The sequence below is a fragment of the Picosynechococcus sp. NKBG042902 genome (genome assembly GCF_963864045.1).
GTDB lineage: Bacteria > Cyanobacteriota > Cyanobacteriia > Cyanobacteriales > MRBY01 > MRBY01.
This window is the reverse complement of record NZ_CAWLTV010000064.1, coordinates 1-17175: the sequence shown is the minus strand read 5'-3', so window position 1 is coordinate 17175 and position 17175 is coordinate 1. Positions and strand designations below refer to the sequence as shown.

The 17175-nt window shown below is 51.2% G+C and carries 16 protein-coding genes; 9 read left to right on the top strand and 7 right to left on the bottom strand.

What is annotated here, in order from left to right:
• The first annotated feature begins 80 nt into the window (after positions 1 to 80).
• The gene (locus tag AACR41_RS05560; RefSeq protein ID WP_030007383.1) at positions 81 to 1799 is read left to right on the top strand and encodes an ABC-ATPase domain-containing protein; all 1719 of its coding nucleotides are present in this window, start codon (positions 81 to 83) and stop codon (positions 1797 to 1799) included.
• Positions 1800 to 1893: 94 nt separating this feature from the next.
• Entirely contained in the window at positions 1894 to 2451 is a 558-nt protein-coding gene (locus tag AACR41_RS05555; protein ID WP_030007382.1) for a universal stress protein, read from the top strand.
• A gap of 12 nt (positions 2452 to 2463) precedes the next feature.
• On the opposite strand, the gene AACR41_RS05550 is transcribed toward AACR41_RS05555, so the two are convergent.
• Positions 2464 to 3765, bottom strand: a complete 1302-nt coding sequence (locus AACR41_RS05550; RefSeq protein ID WP_030007381.1) for a hypothetical protein — start codon at positions 3763 to 3765, stop codon at positions 2464 to 2466.
• A 374-nt stretch (positions 3766 to 4139) separates the two neighbouring features.
• On the opposite strand from AACR41_RS05550, the gene AACR41_RS05545 reads away from it, so the two are divergent.
• Positions 4140 to 5492, top strand: a complete 1353-nt coding sequence (locus AACR41_RS05545) for a UDP-N-acetylmuramoyl-tripeptide--D-alanyl-D-alanine ligase (RefSeq protein ID WP_030007380.1) — start codon at positions 4140 to 4142, stop codon at positions 5490 to 5492.
• 68 nt (positions 5493 to 5560) lie between these two features.
• On the opposite strand, the gene AACR41_RS05540 is transcribed toward AACR41_RS05545, so the two are convergent.
• On the bottom strand, positions 5561 to 6487 hold the full coding sequence (locus tag AACR41_RS05540; protein WP_030007379.1) for a type II secretion system F family protein: 927 nt from the start codon (positions 6485 to 6487) through the stop codon (positions 5561 to 5563).
• 171 nt (positions 6488 to 6658) lie between these two features.
• Here AACR41_RS05540 and AACR41_RS05535 point away from each other — a divergent pair, with 171 nt between their 5' ends.
• Together AACR41_RS05535 and AACR41_RS05530 are read left to right on the top strand one after the other, a co-directional pair.
• A complete protein-coding gene (locus AACR41_RS05535) occupies positions 6659 to 7225 on the top strand; it encodes a thylakoid membrane photosystem I accumulation factor (protein ID WP_030007378.1) in 567 nt (188 codons plus the stop codon).
• A gap of 191 nt (positions 7226 to 7416) precedes the next feature.
• Complete coding sequence (locus AACR41_RS05530) at positions 7417 to 8415, top strand: SPFH domain-containing protein (RefSeq protein ID WP_012308290.1); 999 nt, start codon at positions 7417 to 7419, stop codon at positions 8413 to 8415.
• A 107-nt stretch (positions 8416 to 8522) separates the two neighbouring features.
• On the opposite strand, the gene gap is transcribed toward AACR41_RS05530, so the two are convergent.
• Together gap and AACR41_RS05520 are read right to left on the bottom strand one after the other, a co-directional pair.
• Complete coding sequence (gene gap / locus AACR41_RS05525; protein WP_012308291.1) at positions 8523 to 9566, bottom strand: type I glyceraldehyde-3-phosphate dehydrogenase; 1044 nt, start codon at positions 9564 to 9566, stop codon at positions 8523 to 8525.
• A gap of 104 nt (positions 9567 to 9670) precedes the next feature.
• On the bottom strand, positions 9671 to 9826 hold the full coding sequence (locus AACR41_RS05520; RefSeq protein WP_161768739.1) for a hypothetical protein: 156 nt from the start codon (positions 9824 to 9826) through the stop codon (positions 9671 to 9673).
• 254 nt (positions 9827 to 10080) lie between these two features.
• On the opposite strand from AACR41_RS05520, the gene AACR41_RS05515 reads away from it, so the two are divergent.
• Positions 10081 to 11265 carry a hypothetical protein gene (locus tag AACR41_RS05515; protein ID WP_030007377.1) on the top strand — a complete coding sequence of 395 codons (1185 nt, stop codon included), beginning with the start codon at positions 10081 to 10083 and terminating at the stop codon, positions 11263 to 11265.
• 10 nt (positions 11266 to 11275) lie between these two features.
• Here the strand turns inward: AACR41_RS05515 and AACR41_RS05510 are convergent, their stop codons facing one another.
• From AACR41_RS05510 to infC, 3 genes are all read right to left on the bottom strand, one after another.
• Positions 11276 to 11962: a TIGR04283 family arsenosugar biosynthesis glycosyltransferase gene (locus tag AACR41_RS05510; RefSeq protein WP_030007376.1), complete on the bottom strand. Its 687-nt coding sequence runs from the start codon at positions 11960 to 11962 to the stop codon at positions 11276 to 11278.
• Positions 11963 to 11967: 5 nt separating this feature from the next.
• On the bottom strand, positions 11968 to 13956 hold the full coding sequence (locus tag AACR41_RS05505) for a serine/threonine phosphatase (RefSeq protein ID WP_030007375.1): 1989 nt from the start codon (positions 13954 to 13956) through the stop codon (positions 11968 to 11970).
• A gap of 232 nt (positions 13957 to 14188) precedes the next feature.
• Positions 14189 to 14725 carry a translation initiation factor IF-3 gene (infC, locus tag AACR41_RS05500; protein WP_012308296.1) on the bottom strand — a complete coding sequence of 179 codons (537 nt, stop codon included), beginning with the start codon at positions 14723 to 14725 and terminating at the stop codon, positions 14189 to 14191.
• Between the two features lie 208 nt (positions 14726 to 14933).
• Between infC and AACR41_RS05495 the strand changes: the two genes are divergently transcribed.
• The 3 genes from AACR41_RS05495 (at position 14934) to AACR41_RS05485 (ending at position 17032) form a co-directional block, all read left to right on the top strand.
• Positions 14934 to 15842 carry an alpha/beta fold hydrolase gene (locus AACR41_RS05495; RefSeq protein WP_030007374.1) on the top strand — a complete coding sequence of 303 codons (909 nt, stop codon included), beginning with the start codon at positions 14934 to 14936 and terminating at the stop codon, positions 15840 to 15842.
• A 53-nt stretch (positions 15843 to 15895) separates the two neighbouring features.
• On the top strand, positions 15896 to 16414 hold the full coding sequence (gene ilvN, locus AACR41_RS05490; RefSeq protein WP_030007373.1) for an acetolactate synthase small subunit: 519 nt from the start codon (positions 15896 to 15898) through the stop codon (positions 16412 to 16414).
• A 186-nt stretch (positions 16415 to 16600) separates the two neighbouring features.
• Complete coding sequence (locus AACR41_RS05485) at positions 16601 to 17032, top strand: YggT family protein (RefSeq protein WP_012308299.1); 432 nt, start codon at positions 16601 to 16603, stop codon at positions 17030 to 17032.
• The last annotated feature ends 143 nt before the right edge of the window (positions 17033 to 17175 follow it).

The following is a 17175-nucleotide window of genomic DNA, read 5'->3' as shown; positions in this document are numbered from 1 at the left end:
CATCGGCCCTAAAGTGTAATCTGGAGAGCACGTCATCCGTTTCTCAGCCACTTGATTTTAGTGCGTTTGCCAGTTGATCTATGAAAAGCCAAGCCGATCTTTCCGCGCTTCTGTTTGCACTCGATAGCCGGGGATATAAGGCCTACAAGCAGATAAAAGGGGAGTACAGTTTCCCAGACTTCACACTGATCATTGATTACGTCCAAGGAGATCCCTTTGCCGCTCCGACCCAGTGCAGTGTGATTGTCCCCCAGGCGATCGCCCAGTTTCCCCCAGCCCTCTACAACAGCCTCAGTCGCGAAATTGCCCTACGGGATTACCTCACCAGGCAGTTTTATCAAGTGGCCAAAGACTTTAGTGGCTTTCGGGGGACAGGTAAAAGCGGCTTGATCCAAGGAGTAGAACCCGCCCAGGAAATATTAGAACGCACCGCTGTATTTATTGATGACCAAGACTTGGAAGTGCGCTTTTGGGTGGGCTTACCCGCTAAGGGACGGTCGATTTTAGGTCGCCAAGCGGAGGAAATGCTGTGCTACGACCTACCCCAGATTGTGCAAAAGTCCTTACTTTTCCAGAATCTCAACGCCGCGGCCCTAAAAACCCACGTCGAAACCAGCGAAGATGCCGACTGGATCCGCAGTGAACTGGCGAAACGGGGTCTTGTTGCCTTCATTGCCAATGGGGCGATTTTACCCAGACAGAGCGGTGTCGATGCCCATCCTTTAACAGAAAATGTAATTCCCTTCCAGAGTCCCCCAGAACTGACAGTAAGCTTTGACTGCCCAAACCATGGCCCAATCACAGGGATGGGGATCAAACAGGGGATTACCCTGATCGTTGGGGGCGGCTACCATGGCAAATCAACCCTGCTCAAAGGAATTGAATTGGGGGTGTATAACCATCTGCCGGGGGACGGGCGGGAATGGGTGATCACCGATGCTAACGCCGTCAAAATTCGGGCCGAGGACGGACGCAGCATCGCCAGTGTTGATATTTCGCCGTTTATTAACCAGTTGCCCCAGGGCCAATCGACCCAGACTTTTTCGAGCAATAATGCCAGCGGCAGCACCTCCCAGGCCACCAACATCATCGAAGCATTAGAAGTGGGAGCAACGGCTTTACTACTAGATGAGGACACATCCGCCACGAACTTCATGATCCGCGATCGCCGCATGCAACAGCTCATCCACAAGGACAAAGAACCGATTACCCCCTTTGTGGATAAGGTGCGCCAGCTCTACCAAGATCATGGGGTTTCAACAATTCTCGTGATGGGGGGCAGTGGCGATTATTTTGATGTGGCCGATACGGTGATCGCCATGGATAATTTTCAACCCCAGGATGTCACCGCCACCGCTAAACACATTGCCGCCAACCACAAAACCGAAAGACGCCTAGAAGGAGGTACACAATTTGGCACCATTACCCCCCGTGTTCCTGCTGCCGAGAGCATTGATGCCAGTCGGGGAAAACGGGCCGTCACCATTAAAGTGCGCGATACCAGTCGCCTTGGGTTTGGTACCGAAGATATTGACCTCAGCGCTGTGGAACAGTTGGTTGAAACGACCCAACTGCGGGCGATCGCCCTTGGTATTCTCTACGGTCGTGATCGGTATGGCCAAGATAATCTCACCCTTACAGAAATGTTGAACCGGGTTTTAGGCGACATCGAAGCAGAAGGACTTGATATTCTCAGTGAATATCCCCAGGCTGATTTGAGCTATTTCCGCAAATTTGAACTGGTGGCGGCCCTCAACCGTCTGCGATCGTTAGCCATTGTCCCCCCGGTGACAACATAAATTTTTCTCTCAAAGCCCTGGGATTTCCCCGATGGAATGACACACTGGAAGTAGAAAGGCACTGCTCTTGTTGTCACTGTCGGAGGACGCTGCTATGTTACCGACCCCATCTGCCCAAACCACTACCCCTGGGCCACAGACGACGGCGATTCAAAAAATTCTCGTGGCCCTCGACTATCGCACCGAAGATCCCAGTATCTTTGCCCAGGCCCTCAATTTCGCCGAAAAATTCCAAGCGGCCCTCACTATTTTTCACTGCGTCCAGCCCCAACCCGTGGCGATGCCCGAAATCGGCTCCCTCGCGGCCTACGGAGGGATGATCGATTCAACGGCGATCGCCCTCCAAGAAGAACAATTCCAGCAGCACCTCACCAATGTCGATCATTGGCTCCAAAGCCTCGCTCACCAAGCCCGCACCCAAGGCATTGCAACCACCATCCACCAACAAATTGGTGATCCCAGCGAAACCATTTGTGCGATCGCCAAAGACCAACAAGCCGACCTAATTATCCTCGGACGCCGGGGTTTAACGGGCCTAGGGGAAGTCTTTTTAGGGAGTGTCAGCAGCTACGTACTCCACCATGCACCCTGTTCCGTTCTGGTCGTCCAACATCCCCAAACTCCGGAAAAATCCCCTAAACACCGCAAGTAATCGTAAATCCCTTTACATAATTTGCTTGAGAAACGACACATCCGCATCACCAAAATGCACACTGAGGGCAATGTGGAGGTTTTCTAAGGATTTGATCAGCCAAGGTACCCCCTCTTGGGATTGGGATTCGTAGTGGCTGAAGAGAATTGAAAAGCGCCTTTCGAGGTGGGGTTTCGCCTTACCGCACATCAAGACCAACTTCAGGAGCAATGCCACCGTCACCGTCGGGCCAAGGTTCGTGATCATATCTACAAAAACGTAATGCTCTGGCCGCTGGGGACTTTCCACAATGAGGTAATTGAGCAGTTGACTGGCCGTGCGCATCATCAACAACTCATTGGGTTTTTGGTGATCGTAGTTCGGCAACATGGTTTGCAGCTTTTGGTAGAGCCTCTGGTTAAACTGCAACTTGCCATACTTTTGATCGACGCTAGAAATTAAGTAGCTAAATAGCTCATGCTTAAAGTCTTCGTAGGAGAGAATTTCCGTCGTCCGGCGTAAAAAATATTGGGATAAGTCCCGGTAGCTGTGGCCCCGCTCCGGTTTCCCCACGAAATATTTCAGGGCAGTTCCCAACTCTCGCTCCGTGAGTAAAGTGGGATTTTGCACCCCCTGGAGCATTTGTTTAGCATCTTGAATCGAATGCTTACGGCGAGCCAGTTGAGCCAAACGCACCTGATACATGACATATTTGGAAAGGTCTAACTCAAAGGCCCGTTGAATTCTCGCTTGCACCTGACGGACGGTCTGCTGGTGTTCAAAGCTGCTATCTTCACTGAGCAGGCAGTGTTCATACAGATAGGGATAGCGTTGAATTAATTGGCCTACCGAAACGCTTTGGTCATTCCAGGTAAATTTCTTTTTACTGTCGTCGTCTTCTACCACCCGCGCCAAACGTTGCAGGGTGAGATATTGTTCGGAGGTACTAAAGTCCGCCACTAATTGGCGATGTAATTTCGTCAGGCGGGGCGTCGAAAGGCTCGGCGGCGGGATAGAGTCAAACAGTTCAACCAACCGAGGGATCGATTTTTGGAGCTGGGGGTGGATTTGCCAGCGGTTGATAATGATGTGGCAGCAGCGGTTCAGAATGAATTTAAAATCTTCTTCGACACCAGGGGTTTTGAGGATAGTGATCAGGGCCTGGTGTAGTTCGGGGGTCGGCGCTTGACGTCCTTCAAGGAGAAATTGCTTGAATTCTTGGAGCAGCTCATCGGGGGTGTGGCTCTGGACGGCGTGCATCAAATAGTCATATAGCTCTTGTTCGGCGGAATTGGTTTGCCGGAGATAAGAGGCGATGGGAGTTACTTTCGTCACGCTAATCGAGGAACTGGGTAAGGGATAGGCTGATTACAAGGCGAGGGACGACAGAGGAGAGCTATTAGATTTAGGGGAGACTGATTTTTTTCTATCTTAAGTGGCAACTAAGGGGAAGAGGCGCGGCTTTTTGTGTTTTCTTGGTAAAGATCAAGGCTACGGTTGTAAAAACGGGTCTTGGGAGGGTTGAGCTTTGCTGTGGCTATTTTCTCTGATTTTACTAGGCTTCTGGGGTTTGGTTGCTAATTTTGTCACAGGGCATCTCTTTATAATGTAGGCGATCGCCGCCGCCACGATGGTGATAAATATCACGAAGGGCTACCCAAAATCCCGTAAGATTGCCTAGGAAAGTTTCTTGTGGGGTTACTCAAGTCATGGGGATTGTGTTGATGTTGTCTCAGTTGACAGCAATCTTAGGGGAAAATTTACGGCGATCGCCCCAGCAGATTCCCCCTGAACCCGCCACTGGCGTTTCGACGGACACTAGAGACTTACAACCGGGCAATGTGTTTGTGGCCCTCGTGGGCGAAAAATTTGATGGCCATGATTATGTTGACCAAGCACGCCAGGCCGGGGCGATCGCCCTCATTACCAGTCGGCCCCTAGAGACAGATTTACCCCAGTGGATCGTCAATGATACCCTCCGGGCCTACCAAGATTTAGGTGCTTGGTGGCGACAACAGGTAAATATTCCGGTGATTGGGATTACGGGTTCCGTCGGGAAAACCAGCACAAAGGAACTGATTGCGGGGATTTTGGGCACCCAGGGCAAAGTTCTCAAAACCGAGGCCAATTTTAATAATGAAATCGGCGTCCCCAAGACCTTGTTAAACCTGACCCCAGACCATGATTTTGCTGTGATTGAAATGGCGATGCGGGGGCCAGGGGAAATTGCCCGACTCGCAGAAATTGCCCAGCCAACGATCGGCATTATTACCAACGTCGGGACAGCCCACATTGGTCGCCTCGGATCACGGGAGGCGATCGCCAAGGCCAAATGCGAACTGCTCGAATTTATGCCCAAGGACAGCGTGGCGATGCTCAACGCCGATAATGAGTTACTGATGGCGACGGCGGCGACGGTTTGGTCTGGGGAAACCCTCAGCTATGGCCTTAGCCAGGGGGATTTAACCGGGGAATACATCGCGCCGGATCAAGTCAAAGTGGCCGATCAAGTATTTCCGGTGCCCCTGGCGGGTCAACACAATGCCCTCAATTACCTGGCGGCCCTGGGCGTGATGCAAGTGCTGGGTTTTGGTTGGCAGGGTTTAACGACAGAAATTTCCCTGGCCATGCCCAAGGGGCGATCGCAGCGCCTGGTACTCCCCAATAACATTGTCTTATTAGATGAAACCTACAATGCGGGGCTAGAGTCGATGTTGGCGGCCCTTGATCTGCTCAAACAAACCCCCGGCGATCGCCACATTGCCGTGCTGGGGACAATGAAAGAACTGGGGGAATTTTCCGAGGCGCTCCATATTCAAGTGGGTGAAAAGGCCCAGGCCCTCGGTCTCGATCAGCTCTATGTGTTGGTGGATGACCCCGAAGCCCAGGCGATCGCCGATGGTGCCCCAGGGGTGCCGAGTCTTTGTTTCCCCGACCACGGGAGCTTAATTGCGCATTTACAGGCAAATATGCAACCCGGCGATCGCCTTTTGTTTAAAGCCTCCAATTCCGTGGGCCTCAGTCGCGTGGTGGAAGCGCTCCAACAGGCCTATTCTGTCTAATCAGCTGAACGTAGGGTGGAGTGGAGGTTTTGCAGACCTCTGCCCGCTTATTTCCTCGTTGGGGAAGGCTAAAAAGCCTCAAATTGCTGCTGCATCGACTGAATCACATCGGCCCCCAACAGCGCCACAAATACCCCAAAACTCAACAGGCTTAACAGCAAAATTTGCACCCGCAACAACGTAAAACGGCGGGACAGTTCCCGTTGGTAATATTGGCGAATTTGACTAAAGCTGAGGGGCAAGGTGCCGGCTGTTTCCCCGGAGCAAATGATTTGGCGCACCATCGGCGAAAAATAGGGGGCGATCGCCGTCGTTAAATCTGTGCCCCGGCGCACCTGGGGTTCAATGCGTCGGCAAATGGTTTGGAGATCTGGATCTGGAAATCCCTCGGCTAACCAGGCGATCGCCGCCGTTAGGGGCAAACCACAATCCAGAGGTAACTGGAGATAACCCAGATGAATCAGCATCTGCAACCGAGTAATGTTCCGCAGCGGCGGCACCCGCCGTAAACCGAGGCGCAGCGGTTCCCAGGTGATTGCCCCATACAGAAAAACCATTAAGGCGATCGCCGTGGTCAAGGCCGTCGTCCCGAAACTTCCTGCCAGCAGTGAGCCCCCCAGCAGCAGATAAATAACCATCACCCAAGACCAGACCATGACCAGCCCCCGCAGGAGCATCCCTCGGATTAAGCGCCGCCGTTCTGCCATTTCCACCAAAGTATCTGACACATCCCGGCAAACGCTCACCAAGGCCCCACTGGTTTCGGCAATCTCCAGGAGGGCGATCGCCCAGGCCGAAAACTGCGATCGCACCGGCCGCCAACTTTCCCGGAGACTATGGCCCCGCTCTAACTGTAAAATTACCCCCTGCCAAGGCTCCCGTTGCCGCCGGGGAATTTCCCCCATGGCCAAGGCTACCGCCTGACCCAATCCCATGCCCGCCTTGAGGGTTGCCCCCAACTGCCGAAAAAATAACGCCTGTTGCTGTTCTTTCATCGCAAATTATCTCTCTGCTGCACCATCGCAATCTAACCTCCCAGTACCGATAAGTATTTCTTCTTAGGTTTTCTGGCGATCGCCCTACCCATGCCCGTAGGCTAATGCGATAATTCACCATAGTGACGCCAGCCAAGTTCATAACCCTTTAAGTAAAACAAAAATTCCATGATGCAAGCCCGGCACCTTTCCCCCAAGCACATTCTTCTTAGCCTCCTCGTTATTCTCATAACAACGCTATCCCTATGTGTCACCCCTGCCTGGGCGAGCCTCAACGATGATCGCTACGATGGCAATGTTTTTGTTCTTTACGCAGGCAATGGTTCCCTCGTACCGCCCCGCCTCTCCCTCCAAGAAACTAGGGAACGGGAACTTCCTGCCATGTTGGTTTTTTATGCCGACGACAGTAGCGACAGTAAGCGTTTTGCCCCCATTGTCTCCGAAATCCAGTCCTACTACGAAAAAGTGATCAGCATTATCCCCGTGGCGATCGACTCCATTCCCCAGAAAAAACGCTATAGCAAAGACGAAGTCGGTTATTACTACGGCGGAAAAATCCCCCAAACCGTCATTCTCGATGCCAAGGGCAAAGTCATTTTTAATGAAGTCGGCCAAAGCGACTTTAACGACATCGACAATACCTTCCGGAAACTCTTTGACCTGCCCCTACGGGAAGGCGAGAACCTCAAAAAACCGATCCAATCCTTTAACGAATACAACTCCGGTTTCGCCCAATAACCACTACTTTTTCCCATAATCCAGTTCCTAGAGAATGAGCCAAGCGCTGATTCTCTTTTTTTATGTCCTGGTTTCACCTCCCCAGCCCAGGTAACTTTTCCACAACAGAAGCCCATCAAGACAAACGACCTGCGCTAGCCTGAAAACAAATCCTGCTTATATTTACTCAACAACCATTGAGGCAGATTCCAATGAACCCTTTAGTATTTATCATTTTGGCCCTGGGTGGTTCCGCTGTTTTTGGTTCCGTCAAGATTGTCAACGAAAAAAATCAATATTTAGTCGAAAGCCTCGGTAGCTATAAAAAAACCCTTGAACCGGGCTTGAATTTCGTCACCCCTTTTATCGACAAAATCGTTTATCGCGAGACCATTCGGGAAAAAGTTTTAGATGTCCCCCCCCAATCTTGCATCACCCGTGACAACGTTTCCATTAGCGTGGATGCGGTGGTTTACTGGCGCATTGTCGATATGTACAAAGCCTATTACAAGGTAGAAAATCTCCAATCGGCCATGGTGAACTTGGTTCTCACCCAAATCCGCTCGGAAATGGGCAAACTAGAACTTGATGAAACCTTCACCGCCCGCACCGAAATTAACGAGCTCTTGCTGCGGGAATTGGATATTTCCACGGACCCTTGGGGCGTAAAAGTCACCCGGGTCGAACTGCGCGACATTGTACCCTCTAAGGCGGTGCTGGACTCCATGGAGCTGCAAATGGCCGCTGAGCGGAAAAAACGGGCCGCAATCCTCACCTCTGAAGGGGAACGAGAATCGGCGGTCAACTCTGCCCAGGGTCGTGCTGAGTCCCAGGTGTTAGAGGCCGAATCCCAGAAAAAAGCAGCTATTCTCCAGGCAGAAGCAGAAAAAGAAGCGATTATCATGCGGGCGGAGGCGAAACGCCAGGAAGAAGTGATGCGCGCCCAGGCTTCTGCCCAAGCGATGCAAATTGTCGCCCAACAGCTCAAAACCAATCCTGCCGCCGGTGAAGCGTTGCAGTTTATCTTGGCCCAGCAATACCTCGAAATGGGGCAAACCATTGGTAGTAGCGGCAGTAGTAAGGTGATGTTCCTTGACCCCCGCAATATGATGTCTACCCTAGAGGGGATGAAATCGGTGATTGGTAATAATGCAGATATTGCCGCTTTAGACTTGGATTTAGACCAACTGGATCGCCACCAGGCCGGTTAGATGCATTGCGGTTTGAGATAAAAAATAAAACCTAAAAATCATGCTGAAAATCCCCCTGCATCCACAAGGGGATTTTGTGTTTCTAAGAGATCTTAAGTGAGGTTCTCTTAGGCGGCGATCGCCATTTCTGTTTCTTTTTCCTTAGCAGCCATACTTAGAAGCAAATCTAAAACGCGATTGGCATAGCCCCATTCATTGTCATACCAGGCCACTACCTTAAAAAAGTGCTCATTCAGCGCCATCCCAGCCCCGGCATCGAAAATGCTGGAATGGGGATCGCTGGTGAAGTCTGTAGAAACCACATCATCCTCGGTGTAGGCCAAAACGCCTTTTAGCTCACCATTGGCCGCCTCACGCATCGCGGCACAAATTTCCCCATAGGAAGTGGGTTTTTCGGTGCGGAAGGTCAGATCAACCACCGAAACATCAGGGGTCGGCACCCGCATTGCCATCCCGGTTAAACGTCCGGCCAACTCCGGTAAGACCAAGGTCACTGCCTTCGCCGCGCCAGTAGATGCCGGAATAATATTTTGACCTGCGCCGCGACCACTCCGATTGTCTTTTTTATTGGCTCCATCCACGGTGGGCTGGGTCGCTGTCATCGCGTGGATCGTCGTCATCAACCCCTCTGCTAGACCAAAGTTATCGTGGATCACCTTGGCAATGGGGGCGAGACAATTGGTCGTACAACTGGCGTTGGACACAATGCGATCATAGGCCGGGGAATAATCATGGTGATTTACCCCAACCACAAAGGTGGGAATGCGCTGGGGTTCGCTGGTGGGCGCAGAAACAATTACCCGTTTCGCTCCGGCTTCTAGGTGCTTGGAGACGCCGACAAAATCCCGGAAACATCCAGTAGATTCAATCACATAGTCAACGTTCAGTTCTTCCCAGGGCAGCATACTGGGGTCTTTGACCATCGTGCAGCGGATAAACTGGCCATTCACATAAATACCATCGGCGGTGGCTTCGATGGTGCCCGGAAAACGACCATGGGTGGAGTCATATCTGAGGAGATAGGCAATCTTTTCCGGGGAAATCAGATCATTGATGCAAACAAAATTGAGATTGGGGTTGTGGAGGGCAGCACGGAAAACGAGGCGGCCAATGCGGCCAAAACCATTGATTGCGAGATTGAGAGAAGCCATATATTTGTGCGTCAGTCCAACTGGATAGAACTGGGTAGGTTGGTTACGGCCCCATTCTAGGCAGTGAATTTGGGTCGGCTGAGACAGCTCAAAGAAGTATAAAGTTACGAAAAATTTTCTTCTTTTACGAAGGGTATGGGCAGATGAACTTTAGTAACGCTAATGGGGGGATTGCCGTGGCGATCGCCTTTTTTGCTGCGATATGTTTCGGGGATCGCTCCAGAAAAAAGCAATGCCGCCCTGAGATCCGGTGTTGTCATCGCCAGTTCATGACATCCAGAAGTTGCGAAACGTAAAGGCTGCCCGAAAATCTCGACAAAGGGGGCGATCGCTTAAAATTCTGTAAAGCTTCTTCGAGAAATCATGCCTGGCCCCTGAACCAAGGGGTTACACTAGAGGGCAATCTTGCTGGACTACTTACTGAGCTTTGGTGGTGCTAGTCCTCGGTTTTAAAAATTTTTCTATATTAGTATTTCCGCCGTTAAAAAACTATTTTGTCTCCCCCGACGCTAATATGCCAGCCCCCTTGCCCATCACCATTGAGCCCTTTACTTGGTCTAATCTCGACTTGCAGCAGACCTTTCAGCTGATTGATCGCTATTTGCCCCTGAATCTTTGCCGTAATCACGAAATTCTGCCCCTCACCCTCCAAGATCGCTGTCTCACCTTGGGCATTGTCGATCCCCAACGCTCAAGCGTCGCGGCCATCGTCAATAAACTACTCAGTCGCGGCGGACTGCAACTCAAAGCCCAAAAGCTTGATCTCAAAACCTACCAGCTAATTCTGTCTTCTTACCTGAATTACCATCAAAGCAAGCAAAAATCTCCGCCCCAACCCAAAACGTCCCCAGTCCCTGGCCAAAAAAACGCCACCCCACCAATCTCAGAACGGGCGACTTTAGTCATGGAAAATGGGCCACCACCCATGCCGTCGTCTGTTTCTAATGATGCGGATCAAGACACTGCCGTGTTTTCTGGGGAGACAACGGCCCTGCAGATGCCGGTGAATAATGAACTGTCCGAATTTTTTCGACATGTGCCGGCGGTGGTGATTCCCAAGGGGCCAGTACAACTGCAAGCGTCACCGTCTGCTACGGCGAATGATGCAGGGGAATTGCAAATTTCACCGCAATATCTCAACACTCCCCTCGAAGAACTCAACCATTTATCTGCGTCGCAACTATACCAAGAACTGCTGGGCCGCATTTTAACGGAGGGCATTGGCCGCCTCTATTTTGAAAACCACGCCCGGGCAGGCCGCATTTTTCTCAGTGAAAGTGGTTTGATGAAAGGGTCATTGTCCGGTATTCCCCAGGAAACATTCCACGGCATCCTCGATGAATTTAAGCGCCTCGCTCACCTGCCCCCAGGGCCCATCGACCGACCGAAAAAAGTGGAAATGGAACAATACTATCAGGGTGAGCGGATTTTGCTGCGGCTGCGAGTCATGCCGGGACAGTACGGTGAAGAGGGTACCTTGCAAGTCTTACGGGGTCAAGCACTGGCGTTTTATCAACAGCAGCAGATGGATGAACTTGGACAAGAGGCCATTGAAGCGGCCCAACGCCTAGAGCGGAAATTACGCCATATTTATCTGCGGAGCCAAATTAATCCGGCTCCCCTTAATGCTTTGGATGAATTGTATGGTTTTTGCGATCGCCTCCGAGAACAGCTTGATAATCTGAACAAGCCTCAATAACGATCTTTGATCACGAATCACGGATTTGTTGACGATACCATTGACGGAGAATCTCTGGATCAATGCCGAGATGATAACCGAGGAGCATTTTTTGGTTAATCCAAGTGGTGCGCCACAGACCCAGTCGCTGCCATCTGCGAGCCGAAGTTTGTACAGATTGGCTTGTCAGGCGAATTTTGCCCTGTTTTCTCAGCCGTTGCATTAGCTCGTAGTCTTCCATAATGGGAATTTCGGCATAACCCCCCAGGGCTTCAAAATCCTGACGCCGCAAAAAAATGGCCTGGTCACCGTAGGGCAAAGCCAAAAGTTGCGATCGCCATTGCACCAACTTTTCTAAGGCACGAAATCGCCACCGAGAATCAGCAATTCCTAAAGGAAAGGCTCCAGCCACCACCTGGGAATCCGCCAAAGTCTCTATCACAAGGGCCGCAAAGTCCTGGGGTAATTGGGTATCGCCATGGAGAAACAGAAAAATGTCTCCTTGGGCGATCGCCGCCCCTCGATTCATTTGTTTGCCGCGCCCCCCACTGGTTTGACAAAGGGTCACCGGAAACTGACGCACTAGATCGCAAGTTTGATCCTGGCTGCCCCCATCCACAACGATAATTTCTAAAGGGTTTGGAATCCGGAGCAAATGTTCTAAACAAGCGACAATGTCGGTTGCCTCATTTAAAACAGGCATAATCACTGAAATCATGATTTCTAAAAACTTGAGGCCCCAATATTAGGACGCACCCGTAACCGCACAAGCACCGCCGTAATGTTGTCATGACCATTGCGTTCATTAGCTAGGGCAATTAAGCGATGCACTCCTTCATCTAAATTGGCCCGGGCACTCAGTAGGGGGAGGAGCATTTCTTCCCAGGTCGTTTCAATTAAGTCATTGTCTGATAAGCCATCGGAACAGAGCAAAAACAGACTATCTTCGTTCACCTGGAAAAAATTAATATCCGGCTCCACAAAGCTATTTTCCCGGGGGCCAATGGCCTGGGTCAGTTGGTAGGCATCGGGCCTCCCATAGGCAATCTCTGGGGTGACACCTCGATGTAATTCCCGCTGACCCACCTCATGGTCAACGGTGAGTTGTTCGAGATTTCCTTTGCGGCTCACACGATAGATGCGACTGTCTCCCACATGGGCGATCGCCACCTGATTGTCTTGAACCAACATCAAAACTAAGGTAGTGCCCATGCGCCCGCTCCCAGAACGGGAATTTTTCAGGTTGATATTGTAAACCGCCTCATTAGTCTCCCAAATGGCCTGGCGCATCACGGCCTCATCCGGTAACTTGTCCTGCCAATGCTCCTGGAAAAAAGCCTGAATCGTTTCCACAGAAAGGGCACTGGCCACTTCCCCCGCCGCATGGCCGCCCATACCATCACAGACCACATAGAAGCCGCGCCCTTGAATTTGTCTCCCCAGGAGATTTTCCTGCTTTTCGATGCGGGTACGCATACCAAAATAGTCCTCGTTGTGATCCCGCTCTTGACCAATATCCGTGCAGCCTGCATCGTCTAAACTCACCAAATTCATCGGTAAGACTACCGTTGAGGCTTCCTCTTCCTCTGGGAAAGCCAAGGGTTCAAAGTCCCCCGAAGCAATGCTCCCTCCAGAATGTTCAATCTGGGGTGAGTCCTCGGCTTCTGATTCAGGATTAGCCGTTGCTGTTTCTCCGTCCGGGGTTTCTGCGAGATCTTCTGGGCCTAAATCAGCCGACAACAACACATCATCCAGGGTGGTTAAATCCTCTGGCTGTAATTCGATGGCTTCTAACTCTCCCTCCACTTCCCCATAAAAATCATCGGTATCTTCTGGGGCGAGGGCACGGAGGGCTTTTTTTAGGCGGGAGACAGTATCCAAACCACCAATTTGGGCCGTTTCAGTCAGCTCATAAAGGGGTTGCCACGCTGGTTGGGTAGATAGGTGAAACAAATCTTGCCATAGTTGAGGCAGTCGCTGCAGTGCCGGGAGATGGTCTGGATCGTCCTGGAGGAGTTGTCGCACCACGAGGCTTTGGTCTTCGTTAAGGTATAAATTTGTTGGTTCAAGGATAGTTTGGCAACATTGGAGGGGCACCAATTCTCGCCATAGCTGCACCATCTGAAAACACCATTGCAGCAGTTGTTCGTAGAGGGGGGTTTGTGCTTGGCAGTAGGTTTTTAAGGGCGTGAGGGGCTGTGGGCGTTGCTCAAACAGCAACACTTGATATTCTGGCTGACGCCAAGCTTCCAGGAGTTTTGGCACCGCAGAAAAATCATCTTGCAGGCTGAGATACTGACGGGCGATCGCCGGAATTTCTTTATCTTGCCAGAGGTCGGGATCAGCGAGCTGGGCGGGATCGGTTATTTCTAGCTCTTGGAGGGCAGTTTCTAAAATTGTTGGGGTTTCTGGGGCTGTATCGATCACCGTGAGCCAAGGAAATGTTTCGGCTCGTACCGTTGGGCGATCGCCCAGGCGATAACGACCAGCTTCATCAAGGGTTTCTCGTGCTTGGCAAGATGCCGCTTCAGCGTCCAAGATCAAGGCTGTGAGAGGCCGACTGACCCACCCTTGGCAAGATTCACATTGCTCTTGCTGTAACCGTACGGGCGTTTCACAGTGGGGACAGGGCCTCGTCAGAGAGCTTCCACAATACTGACAGAAACGATTTTCTGGTGGGTTTTCTTGGGTACATTGGGGACAAACAACCATGGTCACAGGGGCCTTCTGGATGGGGGGGACCCGCGAAGCTTAACCTAAGCTTGTGGGGGAGAAACCTAAATTTGCAAACAGTCTGGGTGTTTTAGGAACTTTTGAGCAGCGACGGGCCATGGTTGGCTTTAACGTTATAGAAACAACATTGGGGAGTAGCTTTTGCCCGCAAGCACAACTGACTCCCCAGCGATAAATAGCTACATTTTCATGTTGGCCGCCTCAATCGCGCCTAGGTGGATTTTTTCGGGGCGAGGATCATCATCATGTTACGCCCTTCTCGTTTGGGTCGCTGTTGAATTTCACCGACTTCTTCGAGGTCTTTGGCCATGCGATCTAGCAGTTTTTGGGCGAGGTTGGAGTGTTGGATCTCCCGGCCCCGGAAGGTGATCGTTGCTTTGACTTTGTCGCCTGATTTGAGGAAGCGCTGGGCACTATTTACCCGGACTTGGTAGTCATGTTCCTCAATTTTGTAACGCATTTTGACCTCTTTGAGATCCGCATTGTGCTGTTTCTTTTTGGCTTCTCGGGCGCGTTTTTCCTGCTCGAATTTGTACTTCCCGTAGTCCATAATCCGGCATACTGGCGGCTTGGCGGTTTCGCTGACGAGGACAAGATCGAGGTCTTCTTCTTCGGCGATCGCCAGAGCTTCTGCGGGGGTCATGATGCCAAGTTGTTCCCCGTCTCCACTGATGACTCTGATATTTGGAAAACGAATTCTTTCGTTAATTTTCGGGAGGTCACGTTTTACGCGTCTTTTATCTTTCACAGGCTATGCGTTGAATGTTGTTACGATTTGGTAGGTAGGTTTATTACAGTCAATAAAAAATTGAGAACTATGCCCATTTTACTCATTGGCGGACTTTTCGTTACGTCCTGGGGCAGATTTTAGGGACAATTTGTGATGATTTTTCAAGCGAGGATGCTCAATTTAAGTTATGGCGATCGCCCAACACCCTAGGGGAATAAATGCTGCAATGGCGCTTCAACCTTGGTCACAACGGATCGGGTCACAACGGTGCTGGATTTGGCGGGGCTGGCAGATTCGTTACAGTTTTTGGCGCACGGTTCCGGAAAACAGGGGGCGATCGCCCCTCGTCCTCCTCCATGGATTTGGGGCGGCCCTGGAGCATTGGCGTCATTTAATGCCCTTGCTGGCCCAGGATCGCGATGTGTATGCCCTGGATTTATTAGGGTTTGGGGGGGCGCGGAAAGGCAGTGCAGAGTTTGGCGTCCCCCTCTGGACAGCGCAACTGAGCGACTTTTTAAACCTTGTGGTGCGACGTCCGGTAATTTTGTTGGGCAATTCCCTTGGTTCTTTGGTCTGTGCCAACCTGGGCCAAGATCCGAAAAATCGGGTCGAGGCGATCGCCCTGATGAGTGTGCCGGATGTCGCCCAACGCCAAGCGATGTTACCCAAGCCCCTACGCCCGATTGTCAATGGTTTGGAGCGCAGCGCCATGCAACCCTGGCTCCTGAAACTCATCTTTCGGGTGGCGCGCCGTCCTTTTGTCCTGAAAAATTGGCTGAAATTAGCCTATCCTTCCTGGCCAGATATTGATGCTGAACTGTTAGCAATTGTGCAGGCCCCGACCCTGGATCAAGATGCTGCTCAAGCATTTGTTGCCCTGAGTCGCCGCGTTGGTCAGCCAGGTTTTGCGCCGCCCATGGCCACGGTTTTTGCGAAAATGCCTTGTCCGATATTGCTGCTCTGGGGTGAACAGGATCGCTTTGTCCCCGTGGCGATCGCCCCCCAACTTGCCGCCGTTAATCCCCGGATCACCCTCAAGATTTTGCCCGGCCTTGGCCACTGCCCCCACGACGAAGCTCCGGCCCTGATCTATGAATTATTTTCCCAATGGCTAGAAGGTGCCAGCGAGCTATAGTAATATATCCCCTTGGTTTTAGTACGTAGCGCCGCCCCAATCCCCAGACCATGATGAAACACACCCTCTCAGTTCTTGTTGAAGACGAAGCCGGAGTCCTCACCCGCATTGCCGGACTCTTTGCCCGTCGTGGTTTTAACATCGAAAGCCTCGCCGTTGGCCCCGCCGAAAAAGAGGGTATTTCTCGAATTACCATGGTTGTTCCCTGCGACGAAAAAGAAATTGAACAAGTTTCTGCCCAACTCGACAAGCTCATCCACGTGCGGGAAGTGGATGATGTCACCGCCAAACCCTGTGTGGAACGGGAACTGATGTTGGTCAAGGTCAATGCCGATGCGAACCAACGCTCCGAAGTGATGCAATTGGTACAGGTTTTCCGGGCGCGGATCGTCGATATTTCTGACAGAACCGTGACGGTGCAGGTAGTGGGTGATCCCGGCAAAATGGTCGCTATCCTTCAAATGCTTGAAAAATTCGGCATCATCGAAGTGGCACGGACTGGAAAATTAGCCCTCGTCCGGGAATCTGGTGTAAACACAGAATATCTAAAATCTGCGGGTAGAAAGGCCTAATTTCCCCCATGAGTGCTAGGGACAGACAGTGCATTGCAGTATTGATGAAACTGTCCTAACTCTTCTGAATTCCACAAAATTTTTCTTGATTTTCCTGGGACTGACTTGATGTTTCTTAACATCTAAGCCCGCCTTTGTGTGGCTAAGATCAGGAGGTGACACATTTTGATCAGGGATAGTCTAGCTATGAATCAGTACCCCAACCCAAATCCTCAGCCTGAGGATGATGGCTCGGTGAATGAAGTCGCGAAACTGCGCCAAGAACAGCAAAAAGTGGATGCGATTCGGAAAAGGGTTTTGTTTAGGCGCATCGAAAATAGTATTTACATTCTCGTGGGTTTACTGGAAGTGCTGTTAGTCTTGCGGTTTTTCCTGCGGCTATCCGGCGCCAACCCAGAAAATACCTTTGCCAAATTTATCTATGCCCTTTCGGGGCCTTTTGTTTCACCCTTTTCAACGCTGTTTATCAGCCCGGTAGAACGCACCGATGCAACCCTGGGCACGAATATTTTTGATGTCAATCTTCTCATTGCGATTGTGATCTACGCGCTGTTGGGCTTCCTTGCCAGTTGGATTGTTCGTTACATCTATCGACAAGTTGCCCCGACAGATTTCTAGGGAGCGGTGAGCCTAAAAAAATTTTCATTGGGAGCCGGGCGAGAACCTTGTAAAATAGGGCGAATGTGCCTGCTGTCTTGCCCTTGGTTTGACACAGTAGCGACAAAAAGTTTGTATTGAATTTATTCCTAGGCGATCGCCCC

Bases quoted from the DNA above. Each gene is read 5' to 3' on its own strand.
- AACR41_RS05560 (WP_030007383.1), top strand. From the start codon at position 81: ATGAAAAGCCAAGCCGATCTTTCCGCGCTTCTGTTTGCACTCGATAGC.
- AACR41_RS05555 (WP_030007382.1), top strand. From the start codon at position 1,894: ATGTTACCGACCCCATCTGCCCAAACCACTACCCCTGGGCCACAGACG.
- AACR41_RS05545 (WP_030007380.1), top strand. From the start codon at position 4,140: ATGGGGATTGTGTTGATGTTGTCTCAGTTGACAGCAATCTTAGGGGAA.
- AACR41_RS05540 (WP_030007379.1), bottom strand. From the start codon at position 6,487: ATGAAAGAACAGCAACAGGCGTTATTTTTTCGGCAGTTGGGGGCAACC.
- AACR41_RS05535 (WP_030007378.1), top strand. From the start codon at position 6,659: ATGCAAGCCCGGCACCTTTCCCCCAAGCACATTCTTCTTAGCCTCCTC.
- AACR41_RS05530 (WP_012308290.1), top strand. From the start codon at position 7,417: ATGAACCCTTTAGTATTTATCATTTTGGCCCTGGGTGGTTCCGCTGTT.
- gap (WP_012308291.1), bottom strand. From the start codon at position 9,566: ATGGCTTCTCTCAATCTCGCAATCAATGGTTTTGGCCGCATTGGCCGC.
- AACR41_RS05520 (WP_161768739.1), bottom strand. From the start codon at position 9,826: ATGACAACACCGGATCTCAGGGCGGCATTGCTTTTTTCTGGAGCGATC.
- AACR41_RS05515 (WP_030007377.1), top strand. From the start codon at position 10,081: ATGCCAGCCCCCTTGCCCATCACCATTGAGCCCTTTACTTGGTCTAAT.
- AACR41_RS05510 (WP_030007376.1), bottom strand. From the start codon at position 11,962: ATGATTTCAGTGATTATGCCTGTTTTAAATGAGGCAACCGACATTGTC.
- AACR41_RS05505 (WP_030007375.1), bottom strand. From the start codon at position 13,956: ATGGTTGTTTGTCCCCAATGTACCCAAGAAAACCCACCAGAAAATCGT.
- AACR41_RS05495 (WP_030007374.1), top strand. From the start codon at position 14,934: ATGGCGCTTCAACCTTGGTCACAACGGATCGGGTCACAACGGTGCTGG.
- ilvN (WP_030007373.1), top strand. From the start codon at position 15,896: ATGAAACACACCCTCTCAGTTCTTGTTGAAGACGAAGCCGGAGTCCTC.
- AACR41_RS05485 (WP_012308299.1), top strand. From the start codon at position 16,601: ATGAATCAGTACCCCAACCCAAATCCTCAGCCTGAGGATGATGGCTCG.